The organism is Myxococcus sp. CA005, from assembly GCF_006518205.1.
GTDB classification, from domain to species: domain Bacteria; phylum Myxococcota; class Myxococcia; order Myxococcales; family Myxococcaceae; genus Myxococcus; species Myxococcus xanthus.
Genome location: NZ_SRLV01000019.1, coordinates 35,397 through 54,525, shown reverse-complemented (window position 1 = coordinate 54,525; position 19,129 = coordinate 35,397). Strand labels below are relative to the sequence as shown.

The 19,129-nt window shown below is 68.4% G+C and carries 14 protein-coding genes; 3 read left to right on the top strand and 11 right to left on the bottom strand.

From position 1 onward, the window contains the following. Nucleotides 1-142: 142 nt before the first annotated feature. Complete coding sequence (locus tag FMQ63_RS11265) at nucleotides 143-2,461, bottom strand: TIGR02266 family protein (protein ID WP_011553791.1); 2,319 nt, start codon at nucleotides 2,459-2,461, stop codon at nucleotides 143-145. Between the two features lie 174 nt (nucleotides 2,462-2,635). On the opposite strand from FMQ63_RS11265, the gene guaB reads away from it, so the two are divergent. Next, a complete protein-coding gene (guaB, locus tag FMQ63_RS11260; protein ID WP_011553790.1) occupies nucleotides 2,636-4,093 on the top strand; it encodes an IMP dehydrogenase in 1,458 nt (485 codons plus the stop codon). A 122-nt stretch (nucleotides 4,094-4,215) separates the two neighbouring features. On the opposite strand, the gene FMQ63_RS11255 is transcribed toward guaB, so the two are convergent. Further along, nucleotides 4,216-4,863 carry a hypothetical protein gene (locus FMQ63_RS11255; RefSeq protein WP_011553789.1) on the bottom strand — a complete coding sequence of 216 codons (648 nt, stop codon included), beginning with the start codon at nucleotides 4,861-4,863 and terminating at the stop codon, nucleotides 4,216-4,218. An 86-nt stretch (nucleotides 4,864-4,949) separates the two neighbouring features. Between FMQ63_RS11255 and guaA the strand changes: the two genes are divergently transcribed. Then, entirely contained in the window at nucleotides 4,950-6,503 is a 1,554-nt protein-coding gene (guaA, locus tag FMQ63_RS11250; RefSeq protein WP_011553788.1) for a glutamine-hydrolyzing GMP synthase, read from the top strand. Between the two features lie 122 nt (nucleotides 6,504-6,625). Here guaA and FMQ63_RS11245 read toward each other — a convergent pair whose 3' ends face one another. After that, on the bottom strand, nucleotides 6,626-8,719 hold the full coding sequence (locus FMQ63_RS11245; RefSeq protein WP_171452228.1) for a S46 family peptidase: 2,094 nt from the start codon (nucleotides 8,717-8,719) through the stop codon (nucleotides 6,626-6,628). A 304-nt stretch (nucleotides 8,720-9,023) separates the two neighbouring features. Beyond that, entirely contained in the window at nucleotides 9,024-11,444 is a 2,421-nt protein-coding gene (locus tag FMQ63_RS11240) for an ABC transporter permease (protein ID WP_011553786.1), read from the bottom strand. Nucleotides 11,445-11,909: 465 nt separating this feature from the next. Here FMQ63_RS11240 and FMQ63_RS11235 point away from each other — a divergent pair, with 465 nt between their 5' ends. Beyond that, nucleotides 11,910-12,332, top strand: coding sequence for a hypothetical protein (locus FMQ63_RS11235; protein WP_225909274.1), 423 nt, complete (start codon nucleotides 11,910-11,912; stop codon nucleotides 12,330-12,332). Between the two features lie 28 nt (nucleotides 12,333-12,360). On the opposite strand, the gene FMQ63_RS11230 is transcribed toward FMQ63_RS11235, so the two are convergent. From FMQ63_RS11230 to era, 7 genes are all read right to left on the bottom strand, one after another. Further along, on the bottom strand, nucleotides 12,361-13,176 hold the full coding sequence (locus tag FMQ63_RS11230) for a DUF3014 domain-containing protein (RefSeq protein WP_011553784.1): 816 nt from the start codon (nucleotides 13,174-13,176) through the stop codon (nucleotides 12,361-12,363). A gap of 156 nt (nucleotides 13,177-13,332) precedes the next feature. Continuing rightward, on the bottom strand, nucleotides 13,333-14,214 hold the full coding sequence (locus FMQ63_RS11225) for a ribonuclease H-like domain-containing protein (RefSeq protein WP_026114125.1): 882 nt from the start codon (nucleotides 14,212-14,214) through the stop codon (nucleotides 13,333-13,335). After that, a complete protein-coding gene (locus FMQ63_RS11220; protein ID WP_011553782.1) occupies nucleotides 14,214-14,639 on the bottom strand; it encodes a (deoxy)nucleoside triphosphate pyrophosphohydrolase in 426 nt (141 codons plus the stop codon). Before FMQ63_RS11220 ends, FMQ63_RS11225 begins: the two co-directional genes overlap by 1 nt. Next, the gene (locus tag FMQ63_RS11215; RefSeq protein WP_011553781.1) at nucleotides 14,639-15,802 is read right to left on the bottom strand and encodes a PQQ-binding-like beta-propeller repeat protein; all 1,164 of its coding nucleotides are present in this window, start codon (nucleotides 15,800-15,802) and stop codon (nucleotides 14,639-14,641) included. The genes FMQ63_RS11220 and FMQ63_RS11215 overlap by 1 nt, the downstream gene beginning before the upstream one ends. A gap of 11 nt (nucleotides 15,803-15,813) precedes the next feature. After that, complete coding sequence (locus FMQ63_RS11210) at nucleotides 15,814-16,617, bottom strand: tetratricopeptide repeat protein (protein ID WP_011553780.1); 804 nt, start codon at nucleotides 16,615-16,617, stop codon at nucleotides 15,814-15,816. Nucleotides 16,618-16,688: 71 nt separating this feature from the next. After that, on the bottom strand, nucleotides 16,689-18,068 hold the full coding sequence (der, locus tag FMQ63_RS11205) for a ribosome biogenesis GTPase Der (protein WP_011553779.1): 1,380 nt from the start codon (nucleotides 18,066-18,068) through the stop codon (nucleotides 16,689-16,691). Between the two features lies 1 nt (nucleotide 18,069). Beyond that, the gene (era, locus tag FMQ63_RS11200; RefSeq protein WP_011553778.1) at nucleotides 18,070-19,014 is read right to left on the bottom strand and encodes a GTPase Era; all 945 of its coding nucleotides are present in this window, start codon (nucleotides 19,012-19,014) and stop codon (nucleotides 18,070-18,072) included. Nucleotides 19,015-19,129 lie beyond the last annotated feature (115 nt).

The following is a 19,129-nucleotide window of genomic DNA, read 5'->3' as shown; positions in this document are numbered from 1 at the left end:
GGGAGCGCGCTCGTCTGTCCGGAAGGAAGCGAGGCGCTACATAGCAGGCAAATCCGACCTTCTAGGGTCTGGCCAGGTTCACCGGAAAATTCCCGGAACTACACATGACACGGAGTGCGAGCAGGGCACGCAGTGCGCGTTTTCAGGCTCTTCCGAACAACCCCTTGAGCCACCCCATGAAGCCCTTCTGCTTGGGTGCAACAGCCACACTGACAGAGGGAATCGAGGACACGGGAGCCGATGACGCGGGCCGAACGAGCACCGGCCGCGCGGCCGACGCGGAGGCGGCCGTGGCCATGGGCACCTTCACCGGAGCGGCTGGCCCCGTGGCCGTGGCCCCGGCGTGGCCCGCGCTCCGTGCCGCGGCTGCCGGCCCAGGCGCCGGCGGCGCCTCCGACTCGAGCTGCGCCAGCCGCGCCTTCACGGCCTCCGGGGTGTCGCGTGTGGTGAAGGTGCTCGTCACCTCGCGGCCCGACGAGGCCTCGCGCGCGGTGACCTTCAGCAGCGACTCGTTGCTGACCTCGAAGGTGACGTTCACCTGCACGGCGCCACGCGGGAGCTTCGGCAGGCCCTCCAGCTTCAGCGTGCCCAGGTACTCGTTGTCAGCGGCCTTGTCGGAGTCGCCCTGGAACACCGTGAGCTCCAGCTCCGTCTGGCCGTCGCGGTGCGTGGCCAGGGTGTAGCTCTTCGTCGACGGCAGCGACGTGTTGCGCTCCATCACCGCCTTGAAGCGGCCACCAGGCAGGCCCACGCCAATGGCCATGGGCAGCACGTCGATGAGCACCACGCCTTCCAACTGCCCCAGGCTGTGGGCCAGCAGCGCCGCGCCCAGCGCCACGGCCTCGTCCGGGTGCACGCCCTTGCTGGGCGGCTTGCCGAAGAACTTCGTGATCTTCTCGTGCACCAGCGGGAAGCGGCTCTGCCCACCGACGAGGATGACCTCGTCGATGTCCTGCGGCGTCACCTTCTTCGCGCGGAGGACCTCCTCGCAGACCTGGAGGGTGCGATCCACCAACCCCTCCGTCAGCTCCACCAGCTTCTGCCGCGAGAGCATGACGTCCAGGTCGCACGGCTTGCTGTCGATCATCGTCACGAACGCGACGTGCACCCGCACCTCCGAACGCTCCGACAGCGCGCACTTGGCGCGCTCGGCCGCGTCGTTGATGCGCTGCAGGGCCACCCGGTCCCCTTGGAACGCGCGGCCCGTGGTCTTCTGGAACTCGTCCAGGAGGTACGTGACAAGGGAGGAGTCGAAGTCGATGCCGCCCAGGAACGTGTCGCCGCCGGTGGAGATGACCTCGTAGACGTTGTCGTTCAGCTCCAGCACCGACGCGTCGAACGTGCCACCGCCCAGGTCATAGACGAGCACGCGCTGGTTCAGCTTGCGGCCGAAGCCATAGGCCAGCGCCGCCGAGGTGGGCTCGTTGAGGATGCGCTCGATGTACAGGCCCGCCAGCTTCCCGGCCTCGCGCACCGCCTGGCGCTGGTTGTCGTTGTAGTAGGCGGGAACGGTGACGACCGCGCGGGACACCTGATGGCCCAACTGGTTCTGCGCCACCTCCCGGACCTCCCGGAGGATGAGCGCGGAGATTTGTTGGAGCGTGTAGACGTCCTCGCCCAGCTTCACGCCCGCGTCGCCATTCTCACTGGCCGCGATCTCATAGTGGAAGCGGTCCTTGAGCTGCTCCACCACCGGGGACGCGAAGGGCCGGCCCACCAGCCGCTTGGCGCCGTACACCGTCTGGCGCGGATTGGTGAGCATCTGCCCCTTGGCGGGGTGGCCCACCACCAGCTTGCCGCGCGTGTTGACGGCGATGATGGAGGGCACCGTGTTGTGGCCCTCGCGGCTGGGCAGCACGCCCGGCTTGCCGTTGCGGACGTAGGCCGCGCACGAGTTCGTCGTCCCCAGGTCGATGCCGATGACGACACCGGCGCGCTTCGGGTCCTCCGAGCTGAGGTTCAACGCCGCGTTGGAGATCATCCGCGGCGGCGCGGCGGCTGCCTCGGCTGAAGCACTGCCTGGCACGGGGGCCGGCGCGTAGAGCTCGGAGGCGAGTGCGACGGGCGCCTGCTCCGTGGGTGTGACGGTGTAGTCCGGTGGCCCTACATTGGGAGGAACCGGGGGAACATCCGACTGGGCGTGGGGCAGGGTGACGACCAGCGAATCCAGGAACCGGCGGGTGGGCGCATCCGCGTTCAGGAAGCGCAGGCCCATGCCGAGCACACCCTGGCCGCCCTGACCTGTGACGTAGTGAACGACAGCCGCCGCGTGGATGATGCGTTCCCCGCCCGCCAGCTTGAGATCCAAGGTGACGGCCGTCCCCGGCGGCTTCACCGCGCGTGCGCGCAGGTAGATGCCACCCCGGCTCACATTCGGGCCGTACTTCGCCAGGAACTCCTCGGGCGTCGCGAAGGGCAGCTTCACGACGAGCCCGACCGCCGCCTGATTCGATTCCGTCAATGCCCGGTTCCTGAGACGCGAGGGGATACTGGGTTGCGATTATCGCCCGAACTCCGAGGGAACGGGCGTCAAAATCAGCGCCCTTCTCCGTTGCGCCGGGGCAGCGTACCTCGTATGGAACCGCACCCGCGGGCTGTGGTGCCCCGCGGGCACCTGCCCACGGGAGCGCCGCTCATGCTCAACCCCGATATCCGGCTCGCCCTCACTTTCGACGACGTCCTGCTGGTCCCGGGCGAGAGCTCGGTCGTCCCCAAGGACGTCGACCTGACGACCCGGCTCACTCGCAATCTCCGTCTCAACATCCCCCTCCTGTCGGCGGCCATGGACACCGTCACGGAGTCCCGGACCGCCATCGCCATGGCCCAGGAGGGCGGCATTGGTGTCATCCACAAGAACATGACGCCCGAGCAGCAGGCGCTCGAGGTCCTCAAGGTCAAGAAGTTCGAAAGCGGCATGGTGGTGGACCCCGTCACCATCGAACCGGAGGCCCCGCTGGGCCGCGCGCTGGAGCTGATGCGCCTTCACGGCGTGTCCGGCATCCCGGTGGTGAAGGGCCAGCGACTGGTGGGCATCGTCACCAGCCGCGACGTGCGCTTCGAGACCAACTTCACCCAGACGGTGGAGTCGATGATGACGCGCAAGCTCGTCACCGGCCGCGAAGGCATCACGCAGGAAGATGCGCAGAAGCTGCTGCACGAGCACCGCATCGAGAAGCTCCTCGTCGTCAATGACGCCTTCGAGCTCAAGGGCCTCATCACCATCAAGGACATCGAGAAGCGCCGCACGCACCCCAACGCGGCCAAGGACGGCATGGGCCGCCTGCTGTGCGCCGCCGCCGTGGGTGTGTCCGCGGACCGCGAGGCCCGCGTGGAGGCGCTCATCAAGGCCGGCGTGGACGTCATCGTCGTGGACACCGCGCACGGTCACTCCACCGCGGTGCTGGATGGCGTGCGCGACACCCGGAAGAACTTCCAGGGCTTCGAGCTCATCGCCGGCAACGTCGCCACCGCCGAGGCCACCCGCGCGCTCATCCAGGCCGGCGTGGACGCGGTGAAGGTGGGCATCGGCCCCGGCTCCATCTGCACCACCCGCGTGGTGGCCGGCGTGGGCGTGCCCCAGGTGACGGCCGTGGATGACTGCGTCCGCGAGGCCCAGAAGCACGACGTGCCCATCATCTCCGACGGCGGCATCAAGTACTCGGGCGACATCGTCAAGGCGCTGGCCGCGGGCGCCAACACGGTGATGGTCGGCTCGCTCTTCGCAGGCACCGAGGAGTCCCCGGGCGACGTCATCCTGTACCAGGGCCGCAGCTACAAGAGCTACCGCGGCATGGGCAGCCTGGGCGCCATGAAGCAGGGCGCCAAGGACCGCTACTTCCAGGCGGACGTGGAGGCCGTGAAGCTGGTGCCCGAGGGCATCGAGGGCCGCGTGCCGTACAAGGGCACCCTGGCGATGAACGTCCACCAGATGCTGGGCGGCATCCGCAGCGGCATGGGCTACGTGGGCTGCCGCACCATCGACGAGCTGCGCACCCAGGCCACCTTCGTCCGCATCACCTCGGCCGGGCTCAAGGAGAGCCACGTGCACGACGTCATCATCACCGAGGAAGCACCGAACTACCGCGTCGGGTAGTCCGGAGGGCGCCAGGAGCGCGGTGGCCCGTCCTCCCGCTCCGCGTCCTGATGCCATGAAAAAGGGCCCGCGCCTCTCGGCGGGGCCCTGGGTGTCCAGCCAGAAACGGCCGGAGCGCGTACTTACCGGCCGCGCTTGCGGCCACCACCCGACGCGGGGGCGGACTCATCGCCCGCGGGGGTCGACGGGGCCACGCGCTTCTCCGCGGCGTTCACCTGGTTGAGCAGCGTGTCCTTGTCGTCCGGCTCCAGCGTCTCGATGGCCTGGCGCAGGGTGTTGAAGTCGAGCCGGGCGATGGTGACGGTGTTGCCGCCCTTGATTTCCTGGACGGTGGGCACGCCCACCAGCTCCCGCATGTAGGTCTCGAACTCCACCCGGACGTCGGCCGTCTGCTGGATGCAGTTGTCCTTGGCGTTGACCAGGTGCTGGGTGCCCTCGCGGTAGCTCAGGTCCGGGTTGCGGTTCATCGCATCCTCGAACGTGGCGGTCCGCTTGCGGAGGGAGGAGTACAGCTCGATGTAGTCCACCAGCCGGTCCGTCTCCGGCCGGTTCACATTGCGTGCCTTGATGAGCGCCTCGGTGGAGTCCTCACAGGTGAGCTTCTCCAGCTCGGCCGCACCCGGCATCTCCTTCGCGGAGAGATTCTGGGTTTCGCGGTCCAGCCGCTCATCCGAGGAGATCTCCTTCACGCATCCGGAGGCGGACAGCAGGAGTAGGGTCGCAGCAGCGGTAGGGGCGGACAGGCGGCGGAGCATCCAGGCCTCGAACAATTGAAGGTACTTGGGCGTTGTATTCCGGAAGTTTGTAGCGATAAGGGCCCCCAGCCGTCAACGACGCCCCTCTTGGAGACTCCCAGGTGGACCTGCACGCCGAAAAAATCCTGATCCTCGATTTCGGGAGCCAGTACACCCAGCTCATCGCCCGGCGCGTCCGCGAGCTGGGCGTCTATTGCGAAATCCACCGCCCGGACCTCCCGGCGGAGGACATCCGCAAGTACGCTCCCCGCGGCATCATCCTCTCTGGCGGACCGGCGTCCGTGGAGGCCCCGGACTCCCCCCGGTGCGACCCGTTCGTCTTCGAAGCCGGCGTCCCCGTGCTGGGCATCTGCTACGGCCTCCAGCTCACCGCCAAGCTGCTGGGCGGCAAGATTGACCGGAGCGCCCACCGCGAGTTCGGCAACGCGGAGGTGGAGGTGCTGGCCCGCCGCGGCCCCTTCGCCGAATTCACCCCCGGGGACAGGGTCCAGGTCTGGATGAGCCACGGCGACCGGGTGGAGGCGCTGCCCCCCGGCTTCGAGGCCATTGGCCGCAGCGGCAATTCGCCCTTCGCCGCCACCGCCCACGCGACGAAGCCCTGGTTCGGCGTCCAGTTCCACCCGGAGGTGGTCCACACGCCGCAGGGCAAGGCCATGCTGCGCGCCTTCGTCTTCAACGAGTGCAAGGTCAGCGGCTCGTGGACGATGAAGGGCTTCATCGACGAGGCCGTGGGCACCATCCGCCGCCAGGTGGGTGAGCACGGCCGGGTCATCTGCGCGCTGTCGGGCGGCGTGGACAGCTCCGTGGCCGCGCTGCTGCTGCACCGGGCCATTGGCCCCCGGCTCCAGTGCATCTTCGTGGACAACGGGGTGCTGCGGCAGAACGAGCGCGCCCAGGTGGAGGCGCTCTTCGTGGACCGCTTCCACGTCCCGCTGAAGACGGTGGATGCCCGCCAGCGCTTCCTGGACAAGCTGGCCGGAGTGACGGACCCGGAGAAGAAGCGGAAGATCATCGGCCGCGAGTTCATCGCCGTGTTCGAGGAGGCCGCGCGCGACGTGCAGGACGCGGAGTTCCTGGCCCAGGGCACGCTGTACCCGGACGTCATCGAGTCCGTGTCGTACAAGGGCCCCTCCGTCACCATCAAGAGCCACCACAACGTGGGCGGCCTGCCGGAGACGATGAAGCTCAAGCTGGTGGAGCCACTGCGCGAGCTCTTCAAGGACGAGGTCCGCGCCCTGGGCCGCGAGCTGGGGCTGCCGGATGAGATGGTGTCCCGCCAGCCGTTCCCCGGCCCGGGTCTGGCCATCCGCGTCCTGGGCGAAGTCACCGAGCAGCGCCTGGAGCTGGTGCGGCGCGCGGATGCCATCGTCCAGGAGGAGATTCGCAGCGCCGGCCTCTACAAGGAGGTCTGGCAGGCCTTCGCGGTGCTGCTGCCGGTGCAGAGCGTGGGCGTCATGGGCGACGAGCGCACCTACGAGTCCACCTGCGTGCTGCGCGCCGTCACCAGCGTGGACGGCATGACGGCGGACTGGGCCCGGCTGCCGTTCCCCGTGCTGGAGCGCATCTCCACGCGCATCACGAACGAGGTGCGCGGCATCAACCGCGTCGCCTACGACATCTCGTCCAAGCCCCCCGCGACCATCGAATGGGAGTAGGGCGGTAGGGCGTTTGACGCCCTGACGCGAAAGAGGCTGCCCGGGACATGTGCCGGGCAGCCTCTTCGTGTTTCAGGGGCCCTGGCCGACCGCGCCGGGGCCCCCATCTTCGCCCGAAGGCATTACTTCGCCGGGCTGGCCTTCACGGGCGGGACCTTGGTGCTGCCGGGACGCAGCTCCTCGAGCAGCCGCGTGGCGCCGTAGATCTTCGTCAGCGACTCGATGATGGCCTGGCTGTGGACGCTGACCGAGCGGTTGACGCTCTCGTCGAAGCCGTACTCGCCGCCCAGGGACTGGATGTTGCCGTCGAACACGATGCCGACGATCTCCGCGTCCTTGTTGATGACCGGCGAGCCGGAGTTGCCACCGATGATGTCGTTGGTGGAGACGAAGTTCATCGGCGTGGTGCCGTCCAGCGCCTTCTCGTTCTTCAGCCAGGACTTCGGCAGCGCGAAGGGCTCCTCACCCGTGGCGTGCTCGAAGGTGCCCGCCATCTGGGTGATGGGGCTGACCTGCTTGCCGTTCTCCGAGTAGCCCTTCACCGCGCCGTAGGACAGGCGCAGGCTGAACGTCGCGTCCGGGTACTGGTTGGTGCCGTAGATTTCGAACTTGGACTTGGCCACCAGCTCGCTGTTCTTGCGGATGACGGACTCCACGTTCTCCTCGTACGACTTGCGGACGGCGCGCATGTCCGGGTCCAGCGCGACGGCCAGCTGGATCATCGGGTCCTTGGAGGCCGCGATGGCCGCCTTGCCGCCCTTGTAGAGCGCCTGGCGGGCCTTCACGTCGCGCAGCTTGGTGCCCTTCACCAACCGGGCGGCCAGCTTCTCCGGGGACTCCTTGCCCAGCACCTTCTTCACGAAGGGGTGGTCGGAGCCCAGCTCCTCGCGCATCTTGGTGAGGCTGAACGTCAGGCGGGCAATCTCCAGCTCCGGGTAGACAGGCGCCGGGCTGAACAGCTGGGCCTCCAGCGCCGGGACGTTGGCCTGGTTGAACTCACGCAGACGCTCGCCGTTCGCCTTCGGGAACTCCTCGGCGCCGCGCACCAGCGTGCGGGCCACCTGGAAGAGCGTGGAGGACAGGCCGCCGCCGTTCTCCATGAACGTCAGGTCCTGACGGATGTTGCGCAGCTGCGCCTGGGCCTTGGCGATCTCATCCCACGCCGCGGCGTACTTCTTCTTCATCTCCGGGTTGGCTTCGACCTTCTTGCGCAGATCCTGCTCCGCGGCGACCTTCTGCGCGAAGAACGTCTTGTCCAGCAGGGCCTCGTGACGGCCCTTGAGCGCCTTCACCGAGTTCTCCACGCCGAACAGCAGGTTGGTGGAGATGCGGCGCTGCTCGGCGCCACGGCGGCCGAACTCCGTCAGCATGCCGCGCATCTCGGAGAGCGTCATCAGCGTCTTGGGCAGCACCACGTCACGCTGGAACTCCAGCTCCGCGATGGTGAGGCCACGCGAGGTGCGGCCCGGGTGGCCGGAGATGAAGGTCAGCTCGCCTTCCTGAGCGCCCTTGTCGGACCACTTGAAGAAATTGTTCGTCGTCGCCGGCTTGCCGTCCTCGTAGACGCGCAGGAACGTCACGTCGAGGTCGTAGCGGGGGAACTCGAAGTTGTCCGGGTCGCCGCCGAAGAACGCGATGGCGTGCTCGGGCGCCATCACCAGGCGGACGTCCTGGAAGCGCTTGTACTCGTAGAGGTTGTACTGGCCGCCCTGGTACAGGGTGACCACGTCACAGCGCGCCTTGGCGTTGCCGGCGGAGCAGGCCTGCTCCAGCTCGGACATCTTCGCCTTCAGCGTGTCAGCGTACTTCTTACCGGTCAGGCCCTGGGTGGCCTTGTTCAGCGTCTCCGTGACGTCGGTGATCTTGACCAGCTGGTTGATCTCCATCGCCGGACACTGGGTCTCCTCGCCCTGCGCCTTCGCGTAGAAACCGTTGGCGATGTAGTCCTTCTTCGCCGTGGAGAGCTGGTCGATGCAGCCGCGCGCGCAGTGGTGATTCGTCATCACCAGGCCGTTGGCGGACACGAAGCTGGCCGAGCATCCACCCGCCAGACGCGCCGAGGACAGGCGCACGTTGTCCAGCCACTGCTGGGAAGGCTCGAAGCCGTACTTCTCCTTCACCTTCGCGGAGGGAAAGTTGTTGTAGGTCCACATGCCCTCGTCGGCCATCGCGGGAGCCGCGCCGAGGAGGGTGGCAATCACGAACAAACGCTTCATGAAACGGTCCTTTCCAGGGCCATGAGTGTCGCGGTTCTGCGGGAAGCTCATGGCTGGGTCAAGCCAGTAAAAAACAGGGAAGATTTCCCGGGGAACCCAACATGCGAGCAGGCTTCTGATTCCCGCCGCCAGAGGTTGGATTCCGAGGAGAAACCGGCCTTGAACCAGGCCCAATGAGGAACAACGTGACGCGGAGGAAAAAGTCGCATTCGCGTCTGGATTTCCCGTCAACGCGACGTGTCATCCGGCGGCGTTCCATGACTGGGATTCCGCATCCCGCGCATGGGACGCGGAAGTCCCGACGTCATTCCTTCCGGAGCGCCTGAAGCGGGTCCATCCGTATCGCCCGCCGGGCCGGAATCCAACAGGCGAGCAACGCCACGGCCGCCAGCAGCGCCGCCACGGCCCCGAACGTCCACGGATCCCGCGCGCTGACGCCGTGAAGCTGGCTTGCGAGTACCTGGGACAGGGCCCACGCGGCCCCAAGTCCCACCCCGAGGCCCACGGCTGTCATGCCCGCGCCCTGGCCCAGGACGAGCCGGAGCACGTCCGCGGGCCGGGCACCGAGCGCCATCCGGACGCCCAGCTCCCGCGTGCGCTGGACGACCCGGAGCGAGATGACCCCGTAGAGGCCGTAGGCGGCGAGCAGGACGGCGAGGACCGCAAAACCGCCGAGCAGCCCCAGGACGAGTCTGCGCATCGCCAGGGATTGCGAGATGACCTGTTCCAGGGTGAGCGCCCGGTAGACGGGCACGGTGCCATCCACGCGGCGGATGGCCTCCTGGATGGCCGGCAGCAGCGTCTCCGGCTGCACCGAGGTGCGCGTGACCAGGACGAGCCCGTCATCGCCCCAGGGCCTGCCATGGGGGACGTGGAACTCGGCGAGCGGTTCGCGCTCCAGTCCCGCCTGGCGGACATCGCCCACGACGCCGACGATGGTGTACGGCGTCGCCCCGATGCGCAGCTGGTGGCCCAGGGCACCTCCTGCCGGAAAGTGCCGGCGGGCCAGGGTTTCATTGACGATGACGACGCCGGGCTGGTCCGGCGCGGCGTCCAGGGACGTGAAATCGCGCCCCTGGCGAAGGGGGATGCCCATGGCGGCGAAGTAGCCCGGACTGGAGGCGCGGCGCTCGGCGCGAGGTTCGTCGCCGGGCTCTGGCAGAGGCGCTCCTTCGAGCTGATACCGAGCGTTGTTCCAGGCCCGTTGGATGGGGAGCACGGACGTCATGCCCGCCGCGGTGACGCCCGGGAGCGCGCGAACCGCCTCCAGCACCGGCTCCAAGAGCCGTCCCGGCAGCTCCGCGTCCAGGGCGCCATCCTTGAAGAACCGGTCGTCTGGGATGGACAGGTGCAGCGTGAGGACCTGGCCAGGGGCAAGTCCGGTGGAAGTCCCCAGCAGGTGCAGAAAGCCGCGTCCGAGCAGGCCCGCGCCGACGAGCAGCACCAGCGATAGGGCGATCTCCACAACCACCAGCGAGGCCCCCAGGCGACGGCCGAAACCCGGCACCGTGCTGCCATCGCCCGCGGCGGCGAGCCCACCACGGACGTCCAGCCGGGAGACCTGGAGGGCCGGAAGCAGCCCGAAGGCCAGGCCGCTGACGCTGGTGATTGCGAGGAGGAACAGGAAGGCCGTTCCGTCCAACACGATGTCCTGGCGCCGGGGCAGGCTCTCCGGCGCCAGGGCGAGCAGCGCGTCCAGGCCCCAACGCGCCAGCAAGGCCGCCAGCACGCCGCCCAGGAACGCCAGCAGGAGGCTTTCGACCAGGAGCTGCTGGACGACCCGGGCCCGGCTGGCGCCCAGGGCCAGACGAACGGCCAGCTCGCGCCGCCGGGTGCCCGCGCGGGCCAGCAGCAGATTCGCGACGTTCGTACACGCGATGAGGAGCACCAGGGCGACGGCGCCCAGCAGGACCTGGAGCGGCGCCCGCCAGGACTGCGTCTGGCTTTCATCGAGCGGAATGACCCGGGCGCTCCGGTCCCGGTGGGATTCCGCCTGGGCCGCCGCGGAGTTCGCGGCGACTTGCTTCAACTGGGCCTCGGCGGAGGCCAGCGAAACGCCTGGCGCCAGCCGGGCCCGGAGGGTCAGCACCGTGGACCGGGTCCGAGCGGCGGCGTCCGGCGGAGCCACCAGGGGCAGCCACACGTCGGTGGACGCATCGAAAGACGCGGGCATCACGCCAATGACGGTGTGGGCCAGGCCATCCAGGCTCACGGAACGGCCGAGGACGGCTGGGTCGGCGCCAAAACGGGCGCGCCAGAGGCGCTCGCTGAGGACCGCGACCGGGGCCTGGCCGGGCAGGTCCTCGTCGAGCGCGAAAGTCCGGCCCAGCAAGGGCGGCACGCCATGAACCGTGAAGAAGTCAGCCGTCCCGCGAAGAGCCTGGAGGCGTTCAGGCGCATCCTGGGCCTGGAGGGTGACGCCGCCGCCTGTGAATGCCGCCATCTGTTCGAAGGCCGGGCTGTGTTGGCGCCAGGCCCAGAACGTGGGCCAGGACACCGGGCCGCCATAGCCCTGGGGGCGCACCTCGACGAGACTAACCAGCCGCTCGGGTTCCGCGTACGGCAGCGGCCGGAGGAGGACCCCGTGAACCACGCTGAAGATGACGGCGTTGGCGCCAATACCCAGCGCCAGGCACATCACGGCGGCGGCGACGAAGCCGGGTGAGCGGCGGAAGGTGCGGAGCGCGAAGCGAACATCCGCGGCGAGCGAATCGAAGAAGGTCATGGCGGGCGTCGGGAGTGGAGATCTTGCCGGATTCGACTGCAATCGACGGACCCGAAACCGGCCCGGACGGCCCAGAAACCAGGGCGGGGAACGGCCTGAATCGACCCCAGGTTTCGCGCCCGCTTAGTTTACATAACGCATGTTATCGGACCTTCTTTCAGAGGGAGAGGTCACGTCCTGGACGGTTATCCGCGAGCCCATTGCCGCCAACCCACGGCCCGGCTGGCTGCCCGGCACTCGGTGCTTTCCGGCGTCCATCCAGGCGCATACCGTGGCCGCCACATGCGTCTTCTTCGATTCGGACTCGTCGCCGCCACATGCTGTGGCGCTCTCGTCCTCTCGGGCTGCCCGGACAAGCCGGCCGCCACCCCGGACTCAGGGGTCGCCGAGATCCCTCAGGTTCCCGCGACGCCGCCGCCGACCCGGTTCTCACTCAGCTACCAGGCGCCGCCCAGCGCCCCCTCCGTGGCACCCGCCAACGACGCAGGCCTCGCCGAGGACGCTGGAATCGCCGCCGCGGGCCTCACGGAGATCGCCCCGGCCCCCGACGACGCCACCATCATTGAGCCCACGTCGTTCCTGGAGCTCCGGACGTCCAGCCCGCTCAAGAACTACCGGGTCCGGCTGTTCGACGAAGTCGACCGGGCCATGGTGTCCGATGACGACGTCGAGGAATCCGAAACCGGCCTCGTCTACCGAATCCAGCTCCCGAAGCCGCTCAAGTCCGGCTTCAAGTACACCCTGGTCGTGGATGCCCAGACCGGCACCGCGTTCACCGACGGCCTGGGCCGTGACGTCGACGAGTTCCGCCAGACCCTTCAAATCGCTGGCGAAAAGGAAAAGCCAGCCCCTCCGCCCAAGCCCGCCGGCAAGAAGAAACGCCGTTGAGGCTGGGCGGCCCGGGACTGGCTTTGAATCAGCGGTCCGCGACCGGCGGCAGACCCAGCGAGCTCTTCAGTTCCCGCAGCTTGGCCTGGATGAGCTGCATGTTCTGGGGCCCCATGCGCAGCAGATGCTTCTGCGCGGGGCTCAGGCCCTCGAACTCCGGAGCCGCATAGGCATACAGCGCGCCTTCGGGAACGACCTCCACCGGACCTTCCTGCACGGGCACCTTGAGCAGATGTTGGACGGCCGCGCTCAAGGCGCTGCTGAATGTCTGTCCCGGCGGCGCAATCTCCGCGTGGGCCTGGTCAATCAGCGGCTTCAGCTCACGGTACACGCTGGCCGCGGACTGCGTGTCGATGGAGCCAATCACGCGGGCCACGGTGTCGTAGCGTGCGTAGCTTGCCGGATCGATGACCGTGGTGCCGTCCACCTGGGTCACCTGGAAAGCCCCCGTGGGCGCCAGGAACCCGAGCACCGTGCGCGGGCTCGAACCCTCCGCGATGTTGTTCACCGCGGCCGTGAAGCGACGTACCAGGTCTTTTTCGTCCATCCACCGCGCGAGCTCGGGGTCAGGCGAAAGCTGGCTCGCCAGGCTGCGGACCTCGGCGTCCCGTTCCGGCAGCGACGTTTCGGGCATCGCCGGGGGCGCCGCGGCCGTCTCGCCAACAGGCTCCATCGGAATCGTGGGCACCTCCTCCACGGGCAGTGATTCCTGACGCCGCAGACCGAAATACGACGCCACCAACGCAAGGCCCGCCAGCCCCAGGACGACGGCCAGCGTCTTGCTCTTGGAGCTCTGAGCGGATTCGGGAACCTCGGCCGGCGTCGGATTCGTCGGGTCGTTCATTCATTCCTCCGTAGGTGGACCCTTCAACCTACAAACGCCTCCCCAGGTCATTCCACCAAACCGCGACACGTCGCACGCACAGGTGTTCACCGTCCGGTACTCGCGATTGCACGGCCGCTGCCAGGACGGTGAACCGGGCACAGTCACCCTGCCCGCTCAGCCGCCCTGCTCCATGGCCCGGACGCGAGCAAGGGTCTGCAGATCGCGCTCGGTTGGCCCCAACTCCAGGATGATGCGGCTCACGTCGTAAAGCACGTCGCCACGCTCGAAGACTGGCAGCCGGGGAACATCCTGGTTCAAGTCGTCGGCGCCGCGGTTGTATGCCACGTCCATCAGCGTCCGGAGCTGAAAGGCGTCGTACAGGTTGTACTCGACGAGGAACCGGAGGGCCTCCACATCGCCGCGGCGCTGGTACGCGCGCCACAGCAGCACCGCGTCGTAGCCATTCACGCCCTTCATGTGCGGCGGACGCTCGGCGCCAATCTTCCCTTCGATTTCCTTCAGGCCACCGCCCATGCCCAGGCGCCGCGTCACGAACCGCAAGTCGATGTGCGCATCCGGCACCGGAAATCGCGCGGGGCCAAAGTAGTCACGCAAGACAGGTACGTCGAAGCACGAGCCGTTGAACGTCACCCACAGCCGCCGGGCCGCCATGGCCTCCGGCAGCGCGTCCATGTTCCGGCCCTGGATGAAGACGTGAAGGCCCTTCGAATCGAACAGGCTCACCACCGTGGGCGCCTGGGCCTCCCGGCCGTCCGTCTCGATATCGAAATAGACGGCGTCGTCCTGGAACTCCGGGTACAGCCGCCAGTGCTCCCGGCCCGGAAGCAGCTCCGCGAGCTTGCGCAAGTCCCGGCGGGCCAGCGCGTCCTTCGCCTCGGCGATGCGCGCCCGGGCCACGTCGTCGGACTTCCGGTTGAGCGCCACCCCCTGGCCAGCTTCCGGAAAGTCATCCCAGGTGCGGATGCCGCGGGACCACAGATCCTTCTCCCGCCAGGGACCGACATTTGGGATGTGCTGGAACGTCCGCTGCAGCATCAATCGAGCGCGCCCAACCTTCCCGCCACCAGGTCGTCCAGGAGCGGGATGTCCGCCTCGCAGAACGGCAGTGACTGCATCTGCGCCGGCGTGTGGAACGCCAGCGCGTGGGCGCCCAGGGGCCGGGGCTCGCCCGAGACAATCCGGGCCAGGAACAACACCAACTCCACCGTCAGGTCCGGATAGGAGTGCTGGCCCTCCCAGAGCCGCCGGCCCACGGCGAGCTCCACGTCCAGTTCCTCGCGGCACTCACGGGCCAGCGCGGCCGCGTCCGTCTCCCCGGCCTCCACCTTGCCGCCGGGGAACTCCCACAGCAAGGCGCGGCTTCCACCGGGGAGCCGCTGCTGCACCAGGAACTGGCGTCCATCCTCCGGCCGCGGAATCAGCGCCGCCACCACGCGGACCGTCCTGCGAGCCGGAACCATCACCCGTCAATCCCGTTCATGTTCAGGGAGTACAGGTAGCCGTTGTTCGACAGCACGAACACCTGCCTGCCCGCCGCGAAGGGCGGCGCGGTGATGCCACTCCCGGGGTTCCACGACACGCGCGAGCGCCCCGTCTTGGGCTCCAGGAACAGCAGCGAACTGGACGTGGGCACGAGCAGCATTCCCTGGGCGAACACCGGAGCGAAGGCTGCCCGTTCCCCCAGGGGATGCGACCAGAGGAGCCGTCCCGTCTCCGCCAGGTAGGCATCCACACGGCCGTCACCCGCGGCGAAGAGCACCTGGCCGCTGACCAGCAGCGACGTCATGCCGGCCACGGCGGTGTTCCACACCAGGTCGCCCGACTCCGACTCGAGCGCGAAGATGCCACTCTTGTACGACGCGACGTAGAGCTGCCCGGCGGCGTCCATCACCGGGCTGCTGTCCACGTCCAGGAACTCGGAGCCAGCGCCGGACAGCGAGCGCTCCCAGGTGACACCGCCGTCGTCGACACTGAGCGCCACCACGAAGCCGTCGGAGAAGCCGACGTAGGCCACGCCTTCGCGCACCAGGGGCCGCGAAGCGCCGCGGACGGTGAAGCCGGTGGGCGGATCCCGGCGGTACTGCCAGGCCCACTGCCCATCCGCGATCTTCACCGCGAAGAGCGTGTCGCTCTCCGAGGCCACGAGCACCAGGCCATTCGCGACCACGGGCACCGTGGCCAGGGCCTCACCCGCGACGTACTTCCACTTCTCCTCGCCCGAGGCCGCGTCCAGCGCGTACAGCACGCCGTCCCCGCCCGGAACATAGGCCACGCCGTCCACCACCCGGGCCCCGGCGTTGAAGCGGCTGCCCGTCTTGTACTTCCACTTCACCTGGCCGTCGGGACCCACGCCGCGGGCGAACCCGTCCCGCGTGAGCGCGACGGTCGTCCGGCTGACGGCGTCATAGGCCGGCGTCGCCGTCTCACGCGGCCCGTACTCCAGCGTCTGCGGGGGCGCGAGCGGCGCCCACCAATTGACGGAGAAGTACTCCAGCGGCGTGTTCGACGGCGGCCGGGGCAACTCCGGGTTGCCGTAGTACCGCACGCCACCGCAGCCGCCCAGAAGCCCTGCCGCCACAGCGCCACCCAGCCAACGCTTCCAGCTCACGAGCCGCATCGTCATGGCGTGTGTTTCTACCCCGCGTCCGGAACGGGTGCAGCCGCCGGAGCCTCCGGGGCAGGAACCTTCACACCTTCGGACGCCAGCACCGCCAGGCGCTCACCGGCCTGACGCGCCGCCGCCGTGTTCGGCTGCGTCGTGGTCAGCTTCGACAGCACCTGGGCCGCCTCTTCCTTCTTGCCCAGGAGGATGAGCATCCGGGCCTTGTGGTAGTCGCCCATGCCCACCAGGAACGGGCCACCCGCGGCGCCCATCTGCTCGAAGGCCTTGATGGCGTCCTCGTACTTGCCGTCCGCCTCGAGCGCGTAGCCCTGGCCCTCGAAGGCCTCCGCGCGAAGCGGATCGTTCTGGGCCGCGCCCTTGAGGTACTCGCCGAAGGCCGTCTGCGCCGCGGCGTAGTTGCCCAGCCGGAACTGCGCCTTGCCCTCGGCCAGGGCGGCCGTCACCGCGGCCGGGGTGCCGCCGTGCTGCTGGCGGAACTCGCCCAGCGACTTCACCACGGCCTCGTCGCGCTCCTTCACCGACTTGAAGGGGGGCTCCGTGTCACCGGGCTGCGCGGGCTCCACGCCCTCCACGGGCCGGTCGAGCACGGTCAGCGCCTGTCCCAGCGCCTGAGAGGCCTTCTCCTCACCGCGCTTGGACACTTCGCTGGCGATGGCCACGCCCACGCCGCCCAGGATGAGCACGCCCGCGGCGAGCCCGATGATCTTCTGGCGCTGCGCAAGCCAGTCGCTCGCCTCGGTGCCCACCTTCTGGAAGGAGTCCGGCTGGCTGAGCTCTTTCTGGCGAATCTTCTCGGTCTTGGTGGTTCCGGCCACGTCTGGAAACCTCTTTTAAAGAGCGGCGCACTGTATGGAGCGCGCGCCGCGAGTGTCAACGCACTGACGCCTCAGCGCTTCCCCTGGCGTTGAGGCCGCTTGCGGGCCTCGCGCTTGGCCTGCCCGGGCCGGCCCTTGAAGATGAGCCGGATGGGCACGCGCAGGTCGAACGTCTTGCGCAGCTGGTTGGTGATGTACCGCTTGTACATGTCCGGAACGCCGTCCGGATGATTCACGGTGATGGTGAAGGTCGGCGGCGCCGCGGCCACCTGGGCGATGTAGTACATGCGCAGCGGCTTGCCCCGGACGATGGGCGCCGGGTGGTTGTCCACCATGTGGTCCAGCAGCCGGTTGAGCTGTGGGGTGGGCGCCCGGAAGCGGAACTGGTCGGCGAGCTCCGTCGCCACATCCACGACCTTCTCCACCTTGGAGCCCGTCAGCGCGGAGGTGAAGAGGATGGGCGCGTAGCCCACGAACTTGAGTGAGTGCTTGAGGGACTCGCGGTAGGTCTCCTGCCGGCGCTGGTCCGCGCCCACCAGGTCCCACTTGTTCACCACGATGACCAGGGCGCGGCCCCGCTCCTCGGCCAGGCCCGCAAGCTTGGCGTCCTGGTCCACCGCCGGCTCCGTGGCGTCCATCAGCAGCACCGCCACGTCGCTGCGCTCCATCACCTTGAGCGCGGCCACGACGGAGAACTGCTCCACGCGCTGGGCAATGGACTTCTTGCGCCGGATGCCCGCCGTGTCGGTGAGCAGCAGCTTGCGGTCCTTGTACGTGAGCTCGGAGTCCACCGGGTCCCGCGTGGTCCCCGCCACGTCACTGGCCACCACCCGCTTCTCCTTCAGGATGGCGTTGACCAGGGTGCTCTTGCCCACGTTGGGCCGGCCGATGATGGCCAGGCGGATGATGCCGTCGTCGGGCGGCGCCTCCGCGTCCTCGCCCTCTTCCTTGGGCGGCAGCCTGGCGACGACCGAGTCGAACAGCTCCTGCATGCCCAGGCCATGCTCGGCGGACAGGGCCTGCACGTCGCCCAGGCCCAGGCGGTAGAACTCACCGGCCAGCGCCTGCATCTGCCCGGACGTGTTGTCCAGCTTGTTGGCGGCCAGCACCACCGGCTTGCCGCTCTTGCGCAGGTAGTTGGCCACGGCCTCGTCCGCGGCGGTGAGTCCCGCCCGGGCGTCGGTGACGAAGACGATGACGTCACACTCGTCCACGGCCAGTTGCGCCTGCTCCCGCACCTGCTGGAGGAGTTGGTCCTCGTCACCGGGCACGAAGCCGCCGGTGTCGATGAAGGTGAACTGGCGGCCTTCCCACTCCGCGTCCGCGTAGTGGCGATCCCGCGTCACGCCGGGCTCGTCCTGCACCAGCGCGATGCGCCGGCCCACCAGCCGATTGAACAGCGTGCTCTTGCCCACGTTGGGGCGTCCGACAATTGCGACCAGGGGCTTCATTTCAGTCGTATCCCAGCTTCTTGAGGCCTTCGGGGCGCTCGCTCCAGCGCGGCTCCACGCGGACGCGAAGGTCCAGGTACACATGCGCGCCCAGCAACCGCTGCACGGACTTGCGCGCGTCAGTGCCAATGGTCTTCAGCATCTGCCCCTGCTTGCCGATGATGATGGCCTTCTGGCTGTCGCGCTCCACGAAGATGGACGCGGCGATGCGAATGAGCCCGCCCAGTTGGTTCGGCGGCGTGCCCGGCCGGGGCTCGCGCTCGGATTCGTCGAAGATGTCCACCACCACGGCCGTGGAGTACGGAATCTCCTGGCGGCAGTGCCGCAGCACCTGCTCGCGGATGTACTCGGCCACCAGCGCGCGCTCCTGCTGGTCGGTGAGCATATCCTCGTCGAAGACGTTCTCGCCTTCCGGCAGGTGTCCCAGGACGGTGTGGAACAGCCGCTCCACGCCGTCCTTCTCCCGGGCGGAGATGGGGACCACCTCCGCGAAGGGGAACTCCTGGCGGTACAGGTCGATGAGCGGCAGGAGCTGCGACTTGGGGACGCTATCGATCTTGTTGATGACCAGGAAGGTCGGTTTGCCGATCTTCTGCAGCCGGTCGAGGATGGCGCGGTTGCCCGGGCTCACCTCGGGCTTCTCGCTCGCTGGCGGCTCGATGAGGAAGAGGACCAGGTCCACCTCCTCCGCCGCCTGGAGCGCCACCTCGACCATGTAGCGGTTCAGCTCGCCCTTGGCCTGGTGGATGCCCGGCGTGTCGATGAACGCCACCTGTCCTTCCGGACGGGTGACGACGCCGAGGATGCGGTTGCGCGTCGTCTGGGGCTTGGGGGAGACGATGGCGATTTTTTCGCCCGTCAGTGCATTGAGCAGCGTGCTCTTGCCCACGTTGGGGCGCCCGATGAGAGCGGCGAAGCCGCTGCGGTGTGTCTTGGGGGGGGCCATTGCTTCGGAGGTGATCTGGGACGCCGCGTACCGCGGAGGCCCGAAAAGGGAACGTCTGGACAGCGCCTATAACAACCCACCGCCCGCCCGGTCATGCCAGGACGGGCGGCGATCG